The sequence below is a fragment of the Hoeflea sp. YIM 152468 genome (assembly GCF_029210485.1).
Lineage (GTDB): Bacteria > Pseudomonadota > Alphaproteobacteria > Rhizobiales > Rhizobiaceae > Hoeflea.
Genome location: NZ_JARGET010000038.1, coordinates 437442 through 455193, shown reverse-complemented (window position 1 = coordinate 455193; position 17752 = coordinate 437442). Strand labels below are relative to the sequence as shown.

Genomic DNA, 17752 nt, shown 5'->3' with positions numbered 1-17752 from the left:
GCTGGCAATCAACGCTTGATGATGTCACGCAATTCGTCTTCATGCTCGTTGACCAGCCAGCCATAGTAATTCTCGACTGGAAGCTTTGGCTTCTGCCCGCGCTTTTTGCGAGTTTGGTTTTCCGCTGCCAGCACTTCTGCCCGGCCCAGGGAATTGCCGACATTGTAGAGCGTCGCGGTGAGGCCGGGGTTTTTCGAGATATCGTATCCGGCAATGTCCCGGTAATCGTCGATGGCTTGGGCAATCACGGCGGCCATGTAAGCCAGAGTGGAATCCGGCTCCATGATAGCCTTGTAAACTTCCGAAGCATTGCCGGCGTTGAGCTTGCGTAGTCTTGATACCTTGTTGACACGATCGGTGTGGGTCAGCGCCGTCAGCGGGTTGAGCTGGCCCAGGCCAAAGGTTTGCCCGGCAAAAAACGGCTGGAAGAATACCGCGCCAAACCGGTTATCAGGGTAGGATGTGCCGGACACCTTTTTGTCGCGGAACGTGGTTTCCCAGATGTTCTCGCGACAGGTCCAGAGTCTGACCGAGCCTGAATCCTCGTCACAGGCAGCAAATTCGGGCCGTTTGACGAAATCGACAACGCTTTCGCCACCATGTTCAAACCGAAACCGTTCACCGGCATAGGACACTGCCTTTATGTAATAGGTTTGCAGATGGTCATAGGCGTCGACATTGTAGGTATGTTCGCCCACCAGAGCGCCGACAATATGAATCGGATCGATCTTGTATTGGTCCGAAACCGAGCGGATTTTCCCGCGCAGCTTTGAGTCCTCGACGATCAGATCGCGAATCTTTTGGTATTTTTGGACAAAGGTCGACTTGGTTGCCTGGGTGCGGCGCTTCGAGGTCCCGGGGATGTCAGGCTGCTGTGCATTGCGGTTGCCCGAAGGCACAAGGTCGGCCGAGTAGGCTTGTGGCAGCGGCGCGAGGCTCAGCATCAGCGCGACCGAGATCGCTATCACGGAACCGGGCTTGCAACTGGGCACAATCATTCTGCTCTCCAATGCGTCAAAGATGTTTGGCCTGAGGCCCGGCAAGGCCCTCAGCTAGGTCACCAAGCACACGTCATCATCGCGCGGATTAGAGAATGAATCGCGACAGGTCTGTATTCTGAGCGAGGTCGCCAACGTGCTCCCGGACATAGTCTGAATCAATGGTGATTGTCGACCCCGGCTGATCTGGCGCGGTGTAAGAAATCTCATCCAGAACGCGCTCCATGACCGTCTGCAAACGCCGCGCGCCGATGTTTTCGATGCTTGAATTGAGGTGCACGGCGACCTCCGCCAGCGCGTCGATGGCGTCATCGGTAAACACCAAAGTGACATCTTCGGTGGCCAGCAAGGCTACATATTGCTTGATCAAACTGGCTTCCGTCTCGGTCAGGATCCGGCGGAAGTCGTCTTTGCCGAGCGCTCTGAGTTCGACCCGGATCGGCAGACGGCCCTGCAATTCGGGCAGCAGGTCGGAGGGTTTGGACACATGGAATGCGCCTGAAGCGATAAACAAGATGTGATCGGTTTTGACCGGACCGTATTTTGTCGCCACCGTTGTGCCTTCGACCAGCGGCAGCAAATCTCGCTGCACGCCCTCGCGCGAAACCCCGGCGCCCATGCCGCCCTCGCGCGAAGCGATCTTGTCGATCTCGTCGATGAAAACGATGCCGTCATCCTGTGCCGAAAGCAGGGCCTCCTGATGAATCTGTTCCATGTCGAGCAGCTTGTCGGATTCATCATTGATCAGCGCATCGTAAGACTCGAGAACCGTTGTCTTGATCTTGCGTGTGCGCCCGCCCATTGCCTTGCCGAACAACTCTCCAAGATTGAGAACGCCGACATTGCCGCCCTGCATGCCCGGAAGTTCAAACTGCGGCATTCCTGACGAGTTGTCCGCAACTTCAATTTCGATTTCCTTGTCATCGAGTTGCCCGTCGCGCAGTTTCTTGCGAAACGAATCGCGGGTTGCGGGCGACGCGGTGTTGCCGACCAGGGCATCCAGGACCCGTTCCTCGGCATTGAGCTTTGCCTTGGCCTCGACTTCGCCACGCTTGCGGTCGCGGACCAGGGCGATGCCGACTTCCACCAGATCACGGATGATCTGTTCGACGTCGCGGCCGACATAGCCGACTTCGGTGAATTTGGTTGCTTCCACCTTGACGAAGGGCGCACCAGCCAGCCGCGCCAGCCGCCGCGAGATCTCGGTCTTGCCCACACCGGTCGGCCCGATCATCAGGATGTTCTTGGGCATCACTTCCTCACGCAGCAGACCCTCCAGCTTCTGCCGGCGCCAGCGGTTTCTCAGGGCAATCGCAACGGCGCGTTTGGCCTCCTTCTGGCCGATGATGAACCGGTCCAGCTCGGTCACGGTTTCGCGGGGGGAGAAATTGCTCATGTCGGAATCAAGCCTTTATCGGGGGAAGTCTGTCGAGGAATGATGTGGGAAGAAGCGGTCCGATTATCAAGCGCCGGATCCTTTGCCAGCCGGCGCCGAACAGGATGACCATGGCTCCGATGGTGATCAGGATCAGGGCGAAGGGCGGGATGCCGGTTGTATTGGCGGCGCCACTGACGAGGTAGTAGATGCCGACCGAACCGAAATAGGCCAGCGTCGGCGCCAGCAGCGAACGCCGGTCGATGGCGAGCGCCACCAGCACGAAGACCACCATCATCACGCCGAGCAGAACGCCGGCAGTCACGCCCGGCTCGATCTGGCCCGAAAACACCTCCTGACCTGTGGCCAGGATGAACAGCGGATGAACCAGCAAAGGTGCCGAGATCACATGCAGCCAGAACGCGCAATCCGACCAGACCGTCTGGCGGTCTCTGTCGCGCAGGTCGAGAAACACCGCAACGATGAAAATGATCATTCCGCACAAGAGCGGAATCGCCAGCGCGCTGGACAAAACATCGGCGAGCTGGTTGGGCCCCGGCGCGGCGATATCGCCACTGATCATCCGGTCATGATAGATCAGCACCGCGCCAAGAAAGGCCAGGCCGGTACCGGCCACAGCCACGATTGCGGCCAGAACAGGCACCTTGAAGCGAATGAAATAGACACAAGCAGCGGCGATCAGACCCAGACCCAGGATCAGCCCGATCGGAAGGGCATCACCCCGCAACGCCAGCAGGGAAAAGGCGTTGATGGCGCCGGGAAGCGCGAACCGGGTGCCAATGAAGTCAAGCAGCAAGCCAGCCATGGAGGCGCTGAACACCAGCGCCAGCAATGTGCTCGACAGCCGCATCCGCTTCTGCCGTGTGACAATCTCGGCAACGCCCCAGCTGGCTGCGGCCAGAGACGCCGCCAGCAGCATGCTGTCTGCAGGTAGCACCGCCCGCAGCGCAAACAGCACTCCGGAGAACAGCAGGACAATGCCGACGGTGACGAAAATGTCATTGCCACCGCCGACCAGCCGCATCTGGTCATCGACCGAAAGCGAGGCGATTGGTTCCGGAGGCAACCGGGGTTTGGCTGGGTCGCGAGCCAGCCTCAGCAAGGCATCGCGTTGTCCGGCGTCGAGGATGCCGGCGGAGACCGCGCGATCAAGTGTTGCTTCATCAATCATACCGCCGTCTCGCTTCTGGTTTGGGTGCTGGATGGCGCCAGTTTCATGATCAAGACAGCAGCATTCTCATGATCCGATGATTCACGTGAAACAATCAGCGGCGCGAACCCGGCTTTCTCGTAGGCGCGAATGGCGCGCGTGTTGGTGATATCGGGATCGATGAGGATGTTCTCGTGACCCTGGGCGCGAAGCCGGCCGGCAAACGCCTTCAGCACGGCTGAACCAACCCCCTTCGACAGATCCGACGCGTCGCCGATGCCCATGTCAACGCCAATGCTGTTGGGGGGAACCTGCTTCAGCCAGGGTGCCTTGCTTAGCCACGGCTCTTTGAGCTGGTCACGCACGCACCAACTCTGAATGTAACCGGTCGCACTGCCGTCGACCAGAAATACAAACGGGCGGGTGGCGTCCCGGCCTTCCACCATGGCGCGGATATAGCCCAGTTCAGTCTCCGGCTCGCCCCACCACGCACGCCAATGCGGTGCGTTCAGCCATGTTTCCAGCAAGGGAAAATCATCCGCCGTGACCGGCCGGAATTCGATCCTGGCCGGCTTACTTGAGCTCAAGGGTTTCGATCACGATATTGCTGTTGGTGTAGACGCAAATGTCGCTGGCAATTTCCATCGCCCGCCGGGCTATCTCTTCGGCGGTCCTTTCACTGTCCATCAAGGCACGGGCTGCGGCATAGGCGAAGTTGCCGCCTGAGCCGATAGCCATGGTGCCGTATTCGGGTTCCAGCACATCGCCATTGCCGGTAATCGCCAGGGTCACGGTTTGGTCGGCGACCAGCATCATCGCCTCAAGCCGTCTGAGGTAGCGGTCGGTGCGCCAGTCCTTGGCAAGCTCGACCGCGGCGCGGGTCAGCTGATCGGGGTATTGCTCGAGCTTGGCTTCAAGCCGTTCCAGCAATGTAAAGGCATCAGCCGTAGCCCCGGCAAATCCGGCAATCACATCGTTGTCCTTGCCGATGCGCCGGACCTTGCGGGCATTGCCCTTCATCACCGTCTGGCCAAGGCTGACCTGGCCATCACCAGCCATGACCACCTGCGCACCCTTGCGCACCGTGATGATTGTTGTGGCGTGCATTTCGCCAAAGGGATTATGCTCGGCCATGGGACATCCTTTATTGCAGGCGGCGCGTCGAGCCGCAGTCTGATAAATCCAATGTAAGTGTCCCGAAAGCGATTGCAAATCCGACCTGAGTTCCCCAACCGGAGTGCGGGAATGCTTGCGCTGCCAAAGCCGTTCTGGATATTTCGATTGCGGCCTGATATTGAGCGCGCAAAAGCATTGTCCGGAGACGTCAGATGGCCACCAACAAAAATGCGCGCACCGCAACTCTCTCCCGTAAAACCAACGAGACCGATATTTCCGTCTCCGTGAAAGTTGACGGCACCGGCACCGGGTCGATTTCGACCGGAGTTGGTTTTTTTGATCACATGCTTGAGCAATTGTCGCGTCATTCTCTGATCGACATGGACATCAAGACCAAGGGCGATCTGCACATCGACGATCACCACACGGTCGAGGACACCGGTATTGCGATTGGCCAGGCGCTGGCCAAGGCGCTGGGCGAGCGCAAGGGGATCAACCGCTATGCTTCGCTCGATCTCGCCATGGACGAAACCCTGACGCGGGCCGCGATCGACATTTCCGGCCGGCCGTTTCTGGTCTGGGATGTGTCCTTTTCGGCCGCCAAGATCGGTGCCTTCGACACGGAGCTGGTGCGCGAATTCTTCCAGGCGCTGGCTCAGCATGCCGGTATCACGCTGCATGTCAGCACTCTCTATGGCGCCAACAATCACCATATTGCCGAGACCTGCTTCAAGGCGGTGGCCCGCGTGTTGCGCACAGCCTGCGAAGTCGACCCTCGGCAGAAGGACCGGATTCCCTCGACCAAGGGTTCGCTGGCCTGATCCCGTCCGGGGTTGGACCGATCGGAGAAAACCGTCATGACCACCTATCTCGTCCTGGCCAGTCCCGGTGCACGGATTCCCGATCAGCATTCGGTCATGATTGCCGATCGCTTCGCGCCTCTGGCTTTTGTCGCGCCTGTCCTCTGGCTTCTGTTCAGCCGGCTGTGGCTGGAGGCCATCGGTGCGCTGCTCTTGTTGTCTGCCGCCGTGATGGCGGGCAGTTCCGGACAGCCGTTTGCCGGCTTGGCGATCAGCCTCGCCGTGTCGACAATCACCGCATTGGAAGGCCGCAACTGGCGTTCAGCCGCATTGCAGCGGCGTGGCTGGCGGCTTGTGGATGTGGTTGAGGCCGACGATCCGGAGACGGCCTATGAAATTCACGCAAGCCAGGCCGTGGAACAGGCAGGTCAGACAAGCGCCCGAGCCGGTCCCCCCGTCTTGAAACCGGGTCGGCCGACCGGCCGGGAGACCGGGTCCATCGGTCTGGTGCCGGTTGAAAGGATTTGAATCCCATGCAGGTTGTCATTGTCGATTACGGGTCGGGCAATTTGCGCTCGGCGCTCAAGGCGTTTGAACGGGCTGCCCGGGAATCGGATGTTTCCGCCCATATCGTACTCAGCGCCGACGCCGATCGGGTTGCCAGCGCGGATCGTGTGGTGTTGCCGGGCGTCGGCGCCTATGCCGATTGCCGGGCCGGACTGGACGCAATTGATGGCATGAACGCGGCCTTGCGTCATGCGGTCGAGGACAAGGCGCGGCCCTTTCTCGGCATTTGCGTTGGAATGCAGCTGATGTCGACGCGCGGCCTTGAGAAATCAGTCTCCCGGGGCTTTGACTGGATTCCCGGTGATGTGGTGGAAATCGCGCCGTCGAATCCGGCGTTGAAAATTCCCCAGATCGGCTGGAACACCCTCGACGTGAAGACCGGGCATCCCTTGTTCAACGGCATTCCGACCGGACCGGATGGGCTGCATGCCTATTTCGTTCACTCCTATCAATTGTCGGCTGATGATCCTGCCGACGTGATTGCCACGACCGATTATGGAGGGCCGGTAACTGCTGCGGTGACACGCGACAACAAGGCCGGAACCCAGTTTCACCCCGAGAAGAGCCAGACGCTGGGTCTGGCGCTGATCGCCAATTTCCTCAAATGGATGCCCTGACATGATTCTGTTTCCCGCCATCGATCTCAAGGACGGCCACTGCGTCCGGCTCAAGCTGGGTGAAATGGACACGGCCACCATCTACAATGAAGACCCGGCCGCCCAGGCCCGCGCCTTCGAGCAACAGGGCTTTGACTGGCTGCATGTGGTTGATCTCAACGGCGCGTTCGAAGGCCAGTCCGTCAATGGCGCGGCGGTTGAGGCAATCCTCAAGGCCACGACCAACCCGGTGCAGCTCGGCGGCGGCATTCGCACGCTGGCCGATATCGAAGCCTGGCTCGACAAGGGCCTTGCCCGGGTGATCCTCGGCACCATTGCCGTTCGAGATCCCGATCTGGTGCGGCAGGCCTGCAAGCTGTTTCCAGGCCGTGTTGCCGTCGGCATCGACGCCAAGGGCGGCAAAGTGGCGGTCGAGGGCTGGGCGGAAGCTTCCGAGCTGGGCGTTCTCGAACTGGCGGAGCGTTTCGAGGGCGCCGGCGTTTCAGCCATCATCTATACCGATATCGACCGCGACGGCGTGCTGACAGGCATCAACTGGGAGTCGACCATAGAATTGGCCGGTGCGGTCTCGATTCCAGTCATCGCCTCGGGAGGGCTTGCCTCCATTGCCGACATCGTTCGGATGAAAATGCCCGACGCAGCGAAGCTTGAAGGCGCAATCTCCGGCCGGGCGCTCTATGATGGCCGCATCGATCCGGCCGAAGCGCTGGCTGTCCTCAATGGCACGCTTGCAATTGACGCCGCCAAATTCGAGGACGCTGACCGTTCATGACCCCCAAATCCCGTGTCATTCCCTATCTGGATGTCAAGGAATGCCCGCGCGCCCCGCAGCGGCTTTGCCGCGAGGACGTGCAAACCAGGAAAGCGGCCGGCCGATGCTGAAATCTCGAGTCATCCCCTGTCTCGATGTCAAGGACGGTCGCGTCGTCAAGGGCGTCAATTTTGTCGACCTGATCGATGCCGGAGATCCGGTGGAAGCCGCCAGGGCCTATGATGCCGCCGGCGCCGACGAGCTCTGCTTTCTCGACATCACCGCCTCGTCCGACAATCGCGAAACCATTTTCGACGTGGTCGCACAAACCGCCGAACATTGCTTCATGCCGCTCACGGTTGGCGGTGGAGTGCGCACGGTGGCCGATATCCGCAAGCTGCTGCTGTCGGGCGCCGACAAGGTGTCGATCAACTCGGCTGCGGTGAAGAATCCGGATTTCGTGGCGGAAGCCGCCGACAAGTTCGGCAACCAGTGCATTGTGGTCTCGATCGATTCGAAAAGGGTTTCCGCGCCGGGTGCGCCCGACCGCTGGGAGATCTTCACCCATGGCGGCCGTGAGCCGACCGGGCTCGACGCGGTGGAATTCGCTGTAAGGATGGTCGAACGCGGTGCCGGCGAGTTGCTTCTGACTTCAATGGACCGGGACGGCACCAAGAGCGGATACGACATCGCGCTGACCCGCACGATCGCCGATGCGGTGCGGGTGCCGGTGATCGCTTCAGGCGGTGTCGGCACGCTCGATCATCTGGTGGAAGGGATCCGCGATGGTCACGCCACCGCCGTGCTTGCCGCCTCGATTTTCCATTTCGGAACCTATACTATCCAAGAGGCCAAGCAGCATATGGCCGATGCCGGGCTCGACATGCGCCTGATCTGATCAGGCGGCACGCAACAATGCCCCCAGGAGAAATGTCTGCAATGACCAGTTTCACCCTTGCCGACCTTGAACGCAAAGTCGCCGAGCGCGCGTCGGCCGACCCGTCGCAATCGTGGACGGCCAAGCTTGTCGGCGCCGGCATGCCCAAAGCCGCCAAGAAGCTCGGCGAGGAAGCCGTTGAAACGGTCATCGCCGCGACATCGCAGAGCCGAGGCGAGTTGATAGGCGAAACCGCTGATCTTCTGTACCACCTGATGGTCGTGCTCAGGATAGCCGACATACCGCTTGAAGAGGTGATGGCCGAGCTCGAAGGCCGGACTGCGCAATCGGGACTGGCCGAGAAATCCGGGCGCGCGGTGGAGTGAGTATGGATCTGACCAACATCCAACCAGCTGTTCTTGATCACTTCACCGGCGACGAGTTCTCGCCCTACCGTTTTTTTACCGCTGACAAATGGGCCGAATTTCGCGCCGATACACCGCTGACGCTGACCGAAGACGAGGTCCGCCGGCTGCGCTCGCTCAACGATCCGGTCGATCTGGACGAAGTGCGGCGGATTTACCTGTCGCTGTCGCGGCTGCTGTCGGCGCATGTCGAATCCTCGCAATTGCTGTTTGAACAACGCAAGCGGTTTCTCAATCTGTCAGATGTGGCAAAGACCCCGTTCATCATCGGCATCGCCGGTTCTGTGGCTGTGGGCAAGTCGACAACCGCCCGCGTTCTCGCCGAGTTGCTGGCGCGTTGGCCCTCAAGTCCAAAGGTTGATCTGGTGACCACCGATGGCTTTCTCTATCCCAATGAGGTGCTCAGGCAAGAAAACCTGATGGACCGGAAAGGATTTCCCGAAAGCTATGATGTCGGTGCGGTGCTGCGGTTTCTCTCCGAGATCAAGGCCGGCCAGAACAGTGTCCGGGCGCCGCGTTATTCCCACCTGACCTACGATGTTCTGCCGGGCGAATTCATCACCATCGACCGGCCCGACATCCTGATTTTTGAAGGTATCAATGTATTGCAGGTGCGCGATTTGCCTGCAGACGGCAAGATTGTCCCCTTTGTCTCGGATTTCTTCGATTTTTCGATCTATATCGACGCCGCGGAAGCCGACATTCACAGATGGTATGTCGACAGGTTCATGAACTTGCGGCAAACCGCCTTCCGCAACCCCGAATCCTTCTTCCATCGCTTTGCCGCGATTCGAGCCGATGCGGCACGCGCCATAGCCGAAAGCCTGTGGCAAAACATCAACCTGAAAAACCTGCACCAGAACATCCTGCCGACACGTCCGCGTGCCGATCTGATCTTGCGCAAGGCGGCAAACCATCGCATCGAGCAGGTTGCGTTGCGCAAGCTGTGATCATGCCAAGGCAGATCGGATCAATCCACCGGATCGCGCAGCCGCAAGACCGAGCTGTTAACTGGAAGTTATTGTTGGCCGGATAGGCTGCCGGGCACTTGTGTTTTCGGGACCCGGTTGATGCGGAATCAATGTTTGGACGACATCCAGAAGAGGTTTTTCCTTGCGCTCGCGGCCATGTGGATCGCGGTTCTACTGGTCCAGCCCTTCACCAAAGTGACGGTCTCCTACAATGAATTTTACGCCAGTCTGCTTGCCGGCTTTCTGGTTGCGGGCTCGGGATACCTGCTGGGCCGTATGGGATTGAACCTGTTTCGAAGCATCGCCAGCGTCATCGCCGGGCAATTTCTGATCATGCTGCCGATGGTGACCGCCAACTACATGGCGATGTCGCTGAACATGCCTTTGGCGGATGATCTGCTGATCCGGATGGACCAGGCGCTCGGCTTTGACTGGCATTCCTTCATCGCGTTTGTGGATGCGCGCCCCTTGCTTGCCGGCGCATTCGGCAAGGCGTATCAATCCTTCCTGATACAGACCGCGCTGGTGCCGGTGCTGCTGTTGTTTTTGGGCTACCACCGCCGCGCCCATGCGTTCATGATCGCCTATGGCCTGCTGACCCTGCTTGCAGCCGTCGTGGCCGTCTGGTTTCCCGCCTATGGGACCTACACCGTCTATGGCTATGCCGAAGGACAACTCGCCAACATCAATGCCTATTTCGGCTTCGAGTTCATCAATCACTTCGAAGCGGTACGCAGCAGCGAAACGTTTCAGGTCTCATCGAAAGCCATGTCGGGCATTCTGACGTTCCCGTCCGTGCATGCGGGTGTCGCCTATCTACTGATCTGGGCAACCTGGTCAAATATCTGGCTGCGCTATCCATTTCTTGTGCTCAACCTGGCTATGGCGCTGTCCGCGGTCGTGAACGCGAACCACTATTTGGTCGACATTGTGGCGAGTGTCCCGTTGGCAGCGATCTGTGTTGTTGCGGTAAACTGCCTGTTCGGACGGTCATCCAGACCGCATGACGCTTCTGCAAGCCTGCAATCGGGCATCCGGATTGGAGCGGGGTTTCCGGCCGGCACCAACACGGCCTGAAAATCAGGCCGTAACCCGCCGTAAAGTCAGATTGATCCGGCCGCCATCCCTGAGCAGGGTCGAGGTGGCGGGGTAGATCCGGTCGACGCCGTGAAACGCCAGCCGGCTTTCGCCGCCAAGGATGACGATATCCCCGCTTTCCAGCCGGAACGATCGTGTCGGCTGATCGCGCTTCGTGCCGCCGATGCGGAACAGGCAGGCGTCGCCCAGCGAAATCGACACCACCGGCGCGGAAAAATCGGCCTCGTCACGGTCCTGGTGCAGGCCCATGCGGGCGCCGCTGTCGTAAAAATTGACAAGGCAGGCCTGGGGGAAGCGGGTTTCCCCGGTCAGCCTGGTCCAGAGCTGCAGCAGCCGGTCAGGAACCGGCGGCCAGGGCGCATCGGTAACCGGATGCTGCCGCTGGTAGCGGTAGCCGGACTTGTCGGCAACCCAGCCCAGATCGCCGCAATTGGTCATCCGGACACTCAACGGTTTGCCGCTTCTCGGCATTTCCGGGCGATAAAGCGGCGCTTGCCGCACCACCGCCCGGATGTCTTCAACCAGCGAAGCCTGTTCGTCGCGGTCCAGATGGCCGGGAATGTGGCGCACTCCCTTTGGCAGAACGAGCATCTTTCGCCTTGTCGAGCTGTCGCCGGTTCAGGCGGTTTCGATATCGGGAATGCGCAACACCTGACCTGGATAGATCTTGTCGGGATGCGACAGCATCGGCGTGTTGGCCTCGAAGATCACCGTATATTTGGGACCCTTGCCCTTGCCGTAAGCGGCCTCGGCCACTTTCCACAGATTGTCGCCTTTCTTGACCGTGTGGAACCGCGGTGTCTTGGCAGGTGTTGATGCCTTGACCAGTTCGGTCATGTCGGTGTTGCCGAGCGACAGGCCGGAGTCCGGAATGACCACTGTGAGCTCCGAAGCCTCGACCTTGGAGATGCCGAGCGTATTGCCGACGGCGACGATGGCCTTTTCGAAAATCGACTGATCTTCAACCACCCCCGACAGCACGATCTTGTCACCCTGAACCGTCACATCCACCTTGTCGGTGCCCAGTCCGTGCGAATCCAGTTCCTTCTTGACAGCATCGGCTTCGGGAGCGTCATCATCGCCGCCGATGCCGAGCTTCTTGCCCGCCGATTTGATGAAATCAAAAATGCCCATGTGTGATGGTCTCCTGGTTGGATGTCGCCCAACTTAAGCATGCAGCGACCCGGTCTGCCAACAAAAAGCTGGGCCCGGTTGGTCTGACGTGGTCCGCTTTCGGTCTCGATAGAACCGGCAGGCTGTCGATCAACCGAGGTCAGCCTGCCACGGTGATTCCGATTTTGCCGATGTGGGATTTGCCGAGAAACGCTGTTTGTGCTTCCGGCAATTTCCGCAGCGGATAGGTTGCGGCCATCACCGGACGGATTTCACCGGCCTCGATATATCTGATCAGATCGGTGAAGACATGGTCGGGCTGGTGGGTGCTGCCAAGCAGGGACAGGTCGCGCAGGTAGAGCGTCCGCAGGTCCAGCTCTACAATCGGCCCGGCAATGGCGCCGGAGGTGACATAGCGTCCGCCATTGCGCAGGCTGGCGATCAGGCTGTCCCAGCGCGGCCCGCCGACAAGATCAAGAACCACACCGAAGGCATGGCCGGGTAGATCGGCGTCGCGATCAAAGGTGTCGTCGGCGCCAAGTGCCTTCAGATCCGCTGCCTTTGCGGCGGTTGTCACGGCGGTCACATGCGCGCCCCGCCGTTTGGCAAGCTGGATTGCTGCCGACCCGACACCGCCCGAGGCACCGGTGACGAGCACCGATTCAGCCATAAGCCCGGCACGCTGGATCATCCCCTCGGCGGTCGAAAAGGCACACGGGAAGCTCGCCAGCTCGACGTCGCTCAGGCTGGATGTGATCTTGATGGTGTGGTGTGAAGGGGCGACAGCATATTCGGCAAAACCGCCATCATACTCGGACCCGAAGGTAACCAGTGCCAGGTCTTCACCCGCGGCGGAACCCGATTGCATCGAGCGCACCATCACCCGTTCACCGATCCGCGCGGCATCGCCGTCAGCGCCCACCGCCACAATCTGACCACAGCAATCCGCGCCCTGGATGCGCGGGAACGATAACGGCGTGCCTGACCAGCTGCCGTCGATATCCGTCGCTGATGATCGGTACCCCTGCGATGCTCCTGCGGCCGTGCCTCCGCGCACGCTCTTGGAGTACCAGCCGGTGCGCGTGTTGATATCGGTGTTGTTTACCGCCGAAGCGCCGACCTTGATCAGCACTTCGCCGGGTTTTGGAGCCGGAACAGGCAAATCTTCCCGCCACTCCAGTTTTCCAGACCACCATGGCCGGTCAGTATGATGCCGCGCATCGATGCAGGGAGTGCCATCTCGAATATCCTTGTAGAGCGTTCCTTCTACTTGCGTAGGTAGAGGGATCGTTCTACATCGTCAAGCATGAACGCCATCGAACTCAAAATCGCCGCCGGACTGGAGCGGGCATTTGCCGAAAACGGCTTTGCCGAACCCAGTGTTGAAGATCTCAGGGATGCCGCAGGAGTCAGCCTGCGGACGCTCTACAAATATGCGCCGTCACGGGACGTGATGGTTCGCACCGCGCTGGAACACCGGCACCGGCGCTACATTGCCCATGTGTTTGATGACTTGCCTGGTGATGCGGACGCAGCGGTCTCAGCGATTCTTGACCGTGTTGCAGGATGGATGCGGCGCGAGGCCACGCACGGGTGCCTGTTTCATGCCGCTGTCGCCGCGGCTCCGCATGATCCGACACTCAGGGCCTTGTTGCAAAGCCACAAGGCCGAGGTGGCGCGCCGCGCTGCGGCAGTTACCGGCCAGGCCGGGCGTGATGTCGACATGACCCTGATCATCGAGGGGCTGACACAAAGCTGGCCGCTCTATGGGGATGCTGCTGTCGTCAGCGCCCGGCGTCTTAGCCTGGCCTTGCGGCAATGTGCCTGACCGCACCGGATCGCGGCTTGGTGGGGATGCCCAGACGGGTTGCGGCTTAGCGGCCTATTCGTCGGTGACTTTGCCGCGCGCTTTCTTGATCATGCCGCGGCCGGTTTTGGCTGCCAGACGCCGCTCCACCGATCCGCGGGTTGGCCGGGTCTTGCGCCGTGGCGGCGGCGGTGGCGCCGAAGCCTGGTCAATCAGCTCCACCAGTCTTGCCCGCGCATCCGCCCGGTTGCGCTCCTGGGTACGGAACCGGCCGGCTTCGATGATGATGACACCATCCTTGGAGACCCGGCTGCCGCCCAGCTTGATGGCATTTTCCTTGACCCGGTCTGCAAGCGACGGTGAATTGCGGATATCGAACCGCAACTGCACCGCGGTCGCCACCTTGTTGACGTTCTGACCGCCCGGACCGGAGGCGCGGATAAAGCTTTCGCTCAGTTCCCAGCCGGCTATGACAATCCCGCGCGCCGCGAACAGAGAGTCGGCGCTCATGACCTGGTTTTCCAGTACAGCACGTCACGTTCCGGCTTGCGGCTGATTGCCGGGACCCTTGCGTTGTCAGCCGGGTGGCCGACAACCAGAAGCACCAGCGGCTTCTCATTGTCGGGCCGGCCGCAGATCTGGTTGAGAAAGCCCATGGGAGACGGTGTGTGGGTCAAGGTCGCAAGGCCTGCCGCGTGCAGGCTGGCAATCAGCAGTCCGATCGCGATCGAGACGGATTCGGGGACATAATAGTGTTTGACCTTGCCGCCGTCGGCATCGGTCCCCCAGCGTTGGCCAAAGATGACGATCAGCCACGGCGCGGTCTCGAGAAAAGGCTTGTCCGCATCAGTGCCCAGAGGTGACAACGCTCCCAGCCATTCTTGGCCGGCGCGGCCCTGATAGAAGGCGCGCTCTTCCTCTTCCGCGGCCTGCCGGATTGCCCGCTTTGTCTCCGGATCGCCAATGGCTACAAAACTCCACGGCTGCTGATTGGCACCCGATGGCGCGGTCGCGGCGGCACGCACGGCAAGCCGGATGATGTCCGGATCGACCGGATCTGGGGAGAACTCCCGCACCGTCCGGCGCGCCTGCATCAGATCGAAGAACTGTTGTGCCGCGGCCAGCATTTCCGCGTCCGTTTTCCGGGCGAGCGAGTGCGCAACAGTCTTTATGGTTTTGCTCATGACACGACGCTCCTGCCGGGATGTGGACGAGCAGAAAATGCGCGACAGGCCCCGCCGGGTCAACGGGGCCTGTCAAAATCCAACCAGACAGAGCCGGCTATTCGGCTGCGGACTTGAAGCCCGGCGCCGCATCCAGCACCGCCCCATCGACGTGAGCCTCGAATTTGGCAAAATTCTCGATGAACATGCTGACGAGGCGACTGGCCGAGGCATCATAAGCCTTCTTGTCGCTCCAGGTTGAGCGCGGATCAAGGATCGTGCTCTCGACACCGTTTACGGCGACCGGGACGGCGAAACCGAAATTGGCGTCAACACGGAAATCATTGTCTTCCAGCGAACCGTCCAGGGCCGCTGTCAACAGCGTCCGGGTCGCCTTGATCGGCATGCGCTGGCCTTCACCATAGGCGCCACCGGTCCAGCCGGTGTTGACCAGCCAGCAATTGACCTGGTGATCATTGATCAACTGCCGCAGCAGATCGCCATATTCCGAGGGGTGACGCGGCATGAACGGGGCGCCGAAACAGGTTGAAAACGTGGCCTCGGGCTCCGTCACGCCCTTTTCCGTGCCGGCCACTTTGGCGGTGTAGCCCGACAGAAAATGATACATGGCCTGTTCCGGAGTAAGCCTGGCGATGGGAGGCATGACGCCGAAGGCATCTGCGGTCAGCATGATGATATTATGCGGATGCCCCGAGCGTCCGGTGGCGCTGGCATTGGGGATGAAGTGCAACGGATAGGCGCAGCGGGTGTTTTCGGTCAGCGAGCCATCATCGAAATCCGGCACCCGGTTGTGGTCCAGAACCACATTCTCGAGCACCGTGCCAAAGCGTTCGGTGGTCCCGAAAATCTCCGGCTCGGCGTCGCGCGACAGCCGAATGGTCTTGGCGTAACAGCCACCCTCGAAATTGAAGATGCCGTCCTCGCCCCAGCCATGCTCGTCGTCCCCGATCAAGGTGCGCTTCGGATCGGCAGAAAGGGTCGTCTTGCCGGTGCCGGACAGGCCGAAGAACACCGCGGTGTCGCCGTCCGGGCCTGCATTGGCCGAGCAGTGCATCGGCATCACGCCTTTGGCCGGCAGCAAATAGTTGAGCACGGTGAAGACCGACTTCTTCATCTCGCCGGCATAGGAGGTGCCGCCGATCAGCACCAGGCCGCGGCTCAGATTGACCGCGATCACCGTTTCGGAGCGGCAGCCGTGCCGCGCCGGATCCGCGCGGAAGGATGGCAGGTTGATGATGGTCAGCTTCGGCGCGTAATCGGCCAGCGCTGCCCGGTCCGGACGGATCAGCAGGTTGCGAATGAACAGGGCATGCCAGGCATATTCGGTCACGATCCGCGAATTGAGTGCGTTGGCAGCGTCCGCCCCACCGACGAGATCCTGGACAAACAGCTCTTTGTCCCGGGCGTGAGCCACCATGTCCTCATGCAGCAGGTCGAACGCCTCGGGCGTCATCGGCTTGTTGTTGTCCCACCAGATCTGACTGTCGGTGGATGCGTCTCGGACCACGAACTTGTCCTTGGCCGAACGGCCCGTGTGCTGACCCGTCAGGGCCCGAAGCGCGCCATGGGCGGTCAGCGTGGCTTCGCCGCGTGCCACGGCGAGTTCGATCAGTTCCGCCTCGATGCAATTGTAGCGGACCAGCCCGCTCGTGGTCAGGCCGCACAAATCAATTCCAGCCGATGGATTACGCACTCCCAGATCCTTGGTCACTTTGGATTCCTTTTCAGTCCGGCGCAGAGAGGTTCAATTTCGGCCGGACCATAGGGATGGGAATTTGAAAAAACAACACGTCTTTCACATATTCCTTAATGATATCAGTGTATTAATCGATTTAAATATTTTGCAGCCGTTTTAAATCGGTTCAATTGCCTCTGCAGGCTCAGCCGGGCGGACAATGAGAGAATGACACTGGCAGGGATCTGTGCCACATTTTGTTCTCACTTTATCCTCATGGACGTGGCGGCTGGTTCCGAAAAGACGCGATAATGCGGTTTGACGGAGAAATCGGGGGCACTTCCCGGAGGCGTGCAAGACATGATGGAGACGACAGACATGCAGACAATCGCGCTCGTCGACGACGACCGCAATATCCTGACCTCGGTTTCGATTGCGCTCGAGACAGAAGGATATCGTGTTGAAACCTACACCGATGGCGCGTCCGCACTGGATGGCCTGATTGCCCGGCCGCCGCAACTTGCCATTTTCGACATCAAGATGCCGCGCATGGACGGGATGGAGCTTTTGCGCCGGTTGCGCCAGAAATCCGATATCCCGGTGATCTTCCTTACCTCCAAGGATGAGGAAATCGATGAACTTTTCGGCCTCAAGATGGGCGCGGATGATTTTATCACCAAGCCATTTTCGCAGCGGCTTCTGGTCGAACGCGTCAAGGCCGTTCTGCGCCGCGCCGCCAACCGCGAAGCTGCGGCTGCGGCGCCGGGCCGTGCGGCCACGACACCGACAAAATCACTCGAGCGCGGCAACCTTGTCATGGACCAGGAGCGTCATACCTGCACGTGGAAGAATGAGCCGGTGACACTGACCGTGACCGAGTTCCTGATTCTGCAATCGCTCGCCCAGCGACCCGGTGTGGTCAAGAGCCGCGATGCATTGATGGATGCTGCCTATGACGAGCAGGTCTATGTCGACGACCGGACTATCGACAGCCACATCAAGCGCTTGCGCAAGAAGTTCAAGATGGTCGATGATGATTTCGACATGATTGAAACTCTCTACGGCGTCGGGTACCGGTTCAGGGAAGCAGCATGACCGCCAAATTGTCTTTGTCGGTTTGCTGGCTGCGGCGTAAGCGGAATGGTGACTGAAACCGAAAACAGACCGGACGAGCTGGACAACGCCGAGGCTGAGACCCACCGCCCGA

Annotated in this window: 21 protein-coding genes; 10 read left to right on the top strand and 11 right to left on the bottom strand. The window is 60.2% G+C overall.

What is annotated here, in order from left to right; genetic code table 11:
* Positions 1-8: 8 nt before the first annotated feature.
* From PZ897_RS20105 to hslV, 5 genes are all read right to left on the bottom strand, one after another.
* Positions 9-998: a DUF1402 family protein gene (locus PZ897_RS20105; protein WP_275754537.1), complete on the bottom strand. Its 990-nt coding sequence runs from the start codon at positions 996-998 to the stop codon at positions 9-11.
* A gap of 88 nt (positions 999-1086) precedes the next feature.
* Entirely contained in the window at positions 1087-2394 is a 1308-nt protein-coding gene (hslU, locus tag PZ897_RS20100) for an ATP-dependent protease ATPase subunit HslU (protein WP_275754536.1), read from the bottom strand.
* A gap of 7 nt (positions 2395-2401) precedes the next feature.
* The gene (locus PZ897_RS20095) at positions 2402-3565 is read right to left on the bottom strand and encodes a hypothetical protein (RefSeq protein WP_275754535.1); all 1164 of its coding nucleotides are present in this window, start codon (positions 3563-3565) and stop codon (positions 2402-2404) included.
* Complete coding sequence (locus PZ897_RS20090) at positions 3562-4131, bottom strand: GNAT family N-acetyltransferase (RefSeq protein WP_275754534.1); 570 nt, start codon at positions 4129-4131, stop codon at positions 3562-3564. Before PZ897_RS20090 ends, PZ897_RS20095 begins: the two co-directional genes overlap by 4 nt.
* Positions 4118-4678 (bottom strand): ATP-dependent protease subunit HslV, encoded by a 561-nt coding sequence (gene hslV / locus PZ897_RS20085; protein WP_275754533.1) that lies wholly within the window; start codon positions 4676-4678, stop codon positions 4118-4120. The genes PZ897_RS20090 and hslV overlap by 14 nt, the downstream gene beginning before the upstream one ends.
* A gap of 194 nt (positions 4679-4872) precedes the next feature.
* Here hslV and hisB point away from each other — a divergent pair, with 194 nt between their 5' ends.
* The 8 genes from hisB (at position 4873) to PZ897_RS20045 (ending at position 10745) form a co-directional block, all read left to right on the top strand.
* Positions 4873-5481 carry an imidazoleglycerol-phosphate dehydratase HisB gene (gene hisB / locus PZ897_RS20080; protein WP_275754532.1) on the top strand — a complete coding sequence of 203 codons (609 nt, stop codon included), beginning with the start codon at positions 4873-4875 and terminating at the stop codon, positions 5479-5481.
* Positions 5482-5517: 36 nt separating this feature from the next.
* Positions 5518-5988 carry a DUF2628 domain-containing protein gene (locus PZ897_RS20075; protein ID WP_275754531.1) on the top strand — a complete coding sequence of 157 codons (471 nt, stop codon included), beginning with the start codon at positions 5518-5520 and terminating at the stop codon, positions 5986-5988.
* A gap of 5 nt (positions 5989-5993) precedes the next feature.
* The gene (gene hisH / locus PZ897_RS20070; RefSeq protein ID WP_275754530.1) at positions 5994-6644 is read left to right on the top strand and encodes an imidazole glycerol phosphate synthase subunit HisH; all 651 of its coding nucleotides are present in this window, start codon (positions 5994-5996) and stop codon (positions 6642-6644) included.
* Position 6645: 1 nt separating this feature from the next.
* Positions 6646-7416: a 1-(5-phosphoribosyl)-5-[(5-phosphoribosylamino)methylideneamino]imidazole-4-carboxamide isomerase gene (gene hisA, locus PZ897_RS20065; RefSeq protein WP_275754529.1), complete on the top strand. Its 771-nt coding sequence runs from the start codon at positions 6646-6648 to the stop codon at positions 7414-7416.
* A 103-nt stretch (positions 7417-7519) separates the two neighbouring features.
* On the top strand, positions 7520-8293 hold the full coding sequence (gene hisF, locus PZ897_RS20060) for an imidazole glycerol phosphate synthase subunit HisF (RefSeq protein WP_275754528.1): 774 nt from the start codon (positions 7520-7522) through the stop codon (positions 8291-8293).
* Between the two features lie 41 nt (positions 8294-8334).
* On the top strand, positions 8335-8658 hold the full coding sequence (locus PZ897_RS20055; RefSeq protein WP_275754526.1) for a phosphoribosyl-ATP diphosphatase: 324 nt from the start codon (positions 8335-8337) through the stop codon (positions 8656-8658).
* Entirely contained in the window at positions 8655-9647 is a 993-nt protein-coding gene (coaA, locus tag PZ897_RS20050; RefSeq protein WP_275754525.1) for a type I pantothenate kinase, read from the top strand. The genes PZ897_RS20055 and coaA overlap by 4 nt, the downstream gene beginning before the upstream one ends.
* A 135-nt stretch (positions 9648-9782) precedes the next feature.
* The gene (locus PZ897_RS20045; protein ID WP_275754524.1) at positions 9783-10745 is read left to right on the top strand and encodes a phosphatase PAP2 family protein; all 963 of its coding nucleotides are present in this window, start codon (positions 9783-9785) and stop codon (positions 10743-10745) included.
* A gap of 3 nt (positions 10746-10748) precedes the next feature.
* Here the strand turns inward: PZ897_RS20045 and PZ897_RS20040 are convergent, their stop codons facing one another.
* From PZ897_RS20040 to PZ897_RS20030, 3 genes are all read right to left on the bottom strand, one after another.
* Positions 10749-11357 carry an alpha-ketoglutarate-dependent dioxygenase AlkB gene (locus tag PZ897_RS20040; protein ID WP_275754523.1) on the bottom strand — a complete coding sequence of 203 codons (609 nt, stop codon included), beginning with the start codon at positions 11355-11357 and terminating at the stop codon, positions 10749-10751.
* A gap of 27 nt (positions 11358-11384) precedes the next feature.
* Positions 11385-11900, bottom strand: coding sequence for a peptidoglycan-binding protein LysM (gene lysM / locus PZ897_RS20035; protein ID WP_275754522.1), 516 nt, complete (start codon positions 11898-11900; stop codon positions 11385-11387).
* Positions 11901-12039: 139 nt separating this feature from the next.
* A complete protein-coding gene (locus PZ897_RS20030; protein WP_343217476.1) occupies positions 12040-13041 on the bottom strand; it encodes a zinc-binding dehydrogenase in 1002 nt (333 codons plus the stop codon).
* Between the two features lie 144 nt (positions 13042-13185).
* On the opposite strand from PZ897_RS20030, the gene PZ897_RS20025 reads away from it, so the two are divergent.
* Positions 13186-13707: a TetR/AcrR family transcriptional regulator gene (locus PZ897_RS20025; RefSeq protein ID WP_275754521.1), complete on the top strand. Its 522-nt coding sequence runs from the start codon at positions 13186-13188 to the stop codon at positions 13705-13707.
* A gap of 54 nt (positions 13708-13761) precedes the next feature.
* Here PZ897_RS20025 and arfB read toward each other — a convergent pair whose 3' ends face one another.
* The 3 genes from arfB to PZ897_RS20010 form a co-directional block, all read right to left on the bottom strand.
* Positions 13762-14196, bottom strand: coding sequence for an alternative ribosome rescue aminoacyl-tRNA hydrolase ArfB (gene arfB / locus PZ897_RS20020; RefSeq protein ID WP_275754520.1), 435 nt, complete (start codon positions 14194-14196; stop codon positions 13762-13764).
* The gene (locus PZ897_RS20015) at positions 14193-14870 is read right to left on the bottom strand and encodes a nitroreductase family protein (RefSeq protein WP_275754519.1); all 678 of its coding nucleotides are present in this window, start codon (positions 14868-14870) and stop codon (positions 14193-14195) included. The genes arfB and PZ897_RS20015 overlap by 4 nt, the downstream gene beginning before the upstream one ends.
* 97 nt (positions 14871-14967) lie before the next feature.
* On the bottom strand, positions 14968-16569 hold the full coding sequence (locus PZ897_RS20010) for a phosphoenolpyruvate carboxykinase (RefSeq protein WP_275754598.1): 1602 nt from the start codon (positions 16567-16569) through the stop codon (positions 14968-14970).
* A gap of 354 nt (positions 16570-16923) precedes the next feature.
* Here PZ897_RS20010 and PZ897_RS20005 point away from each other — a divergent pair, with 354 nt between their 5' ends.
* Entirely contained in the window at positions 16924-17640 is a 717-nt protein-coding gene (locus tag PZ897_RS20005) for a response regulator transcription factor (protein WP_275754597.1), read from the top strand.
* The last annotated feature ends 112 nt before the right edge of the window (positions 17641-17752 follow it).

Excerpts from the sequence above, each read along its gene's own strand:
- PZ897_RS20055 (WP_275754526.1), top strand. The coding sequence starts at position 8,335 with ATGACCAGTTTCACCCTTGCCGACCTTGAACGCAAAGTCGCCGAGCGC.
- PZ897_RS20005 (WP_275754597.1), top strand. The coding sequence starts at position 16,924 with ATGCAGACAATCGCGCTCGTCGACGACGACCGCAATATCCTGACCTCG.
- hisA (WP_275754529.1), top strand. The coding sequence starts at position 6,646 with ATGATTCTGTTTCCCGCCATCGATCTCAAGGACGGCCACTGCGTCCGG.
- hslU (WP_275754536.1), bottom strand. The coding sequence starts at position 2,394 with ATGAGCAATTTCTCCCCCCGCGAAACCGTGACCGAGCTGGACCGGTTC.
- PZ897_RS20105 (WP_275754537.1), bottom strand. The coding sequence starts at position 998 with ATGATTGTGCCCAGTTGCAAGCCCGGTTCCGTGATAGCGATCTCGGTC.
- lysM (WP_275754522.1), bottom strand. The coding sequence starts at position 11,900 with ATGGGCATTTTTGATTTCATCAAATCGGCGGGCAAGAAGCTCGGCATC.
- hisF (WP_275754528.1), top strand. The coding sequence starts at position 7,520 with ATGCTGAAATCTCGAGTCATCCCCTGTCTCGATGTCAAGGACGGTCGC.
- PZ897_RS20015 (WP_275754519.1), bottom strand. The coding sequence starts at position 14,870 with ATGAGCAAAACCATAAAGACTGTTGCGCACTCGCTCGCCCGGAAAACG.
- PZ897_RS20075 (WP_275754531.1), top strand. The coding sequence starts at position 5,518 with ATGACCACCTATCTCGTCCTGGCCAGTCCCGGTGCACGGATTCCCGAT.
- PZ897_RS20095 (WP_275754535.1), bottom strand. The coding sequence starts at position 3,565 with ATGATTGATGAAGCAACACTTGATCGCGCGGTCTCCGCCGGCATCCTC.
- hisB (WP_275754532.1), top strand. The coding sequence starts at position 4,873 with ATGGCCACCAACAAAAATGCGCGCACCGCAACTCTCTCCCGTAAAACC.
- hslV (WP_275754533.1), bottom strand. The coding sequence starts at position 4,678 with ATGGCCGAGCATAATCCCTTTGGCGAAATGCACGCCACAACAATCATC.
- hisH (WP_275754530.1), top strand. The coding sequence starts at position 5,994 with ATGCAGGTTGTCATTGTCGATTACGGGTCGGGCAATTTGCGCTCGGCG.
- PZ897_RS20025 (WP_275754521.1), top strand. The coding sequence starts at position 13,186 with ATGAACGCCATCGAACTCAAAATCGCCGCCGGACTGGAGCGGGCATTT.
- arfB (WP_275754520.1), bottom strand. The coding sequence starts at position 14,196 with ATGAGCGCCGACTCTCTGTTCGCGGCGCGCGGGATTGTCATAGCCGGC.
- PZ897_RS20040 (WP_275754523.1), bottom strand. The coding sequence starts at position 11,357 with ATGCTCGTTCTGCCAAAGGGAGTGCGCCACATTCCCGGCCATCTGGAC.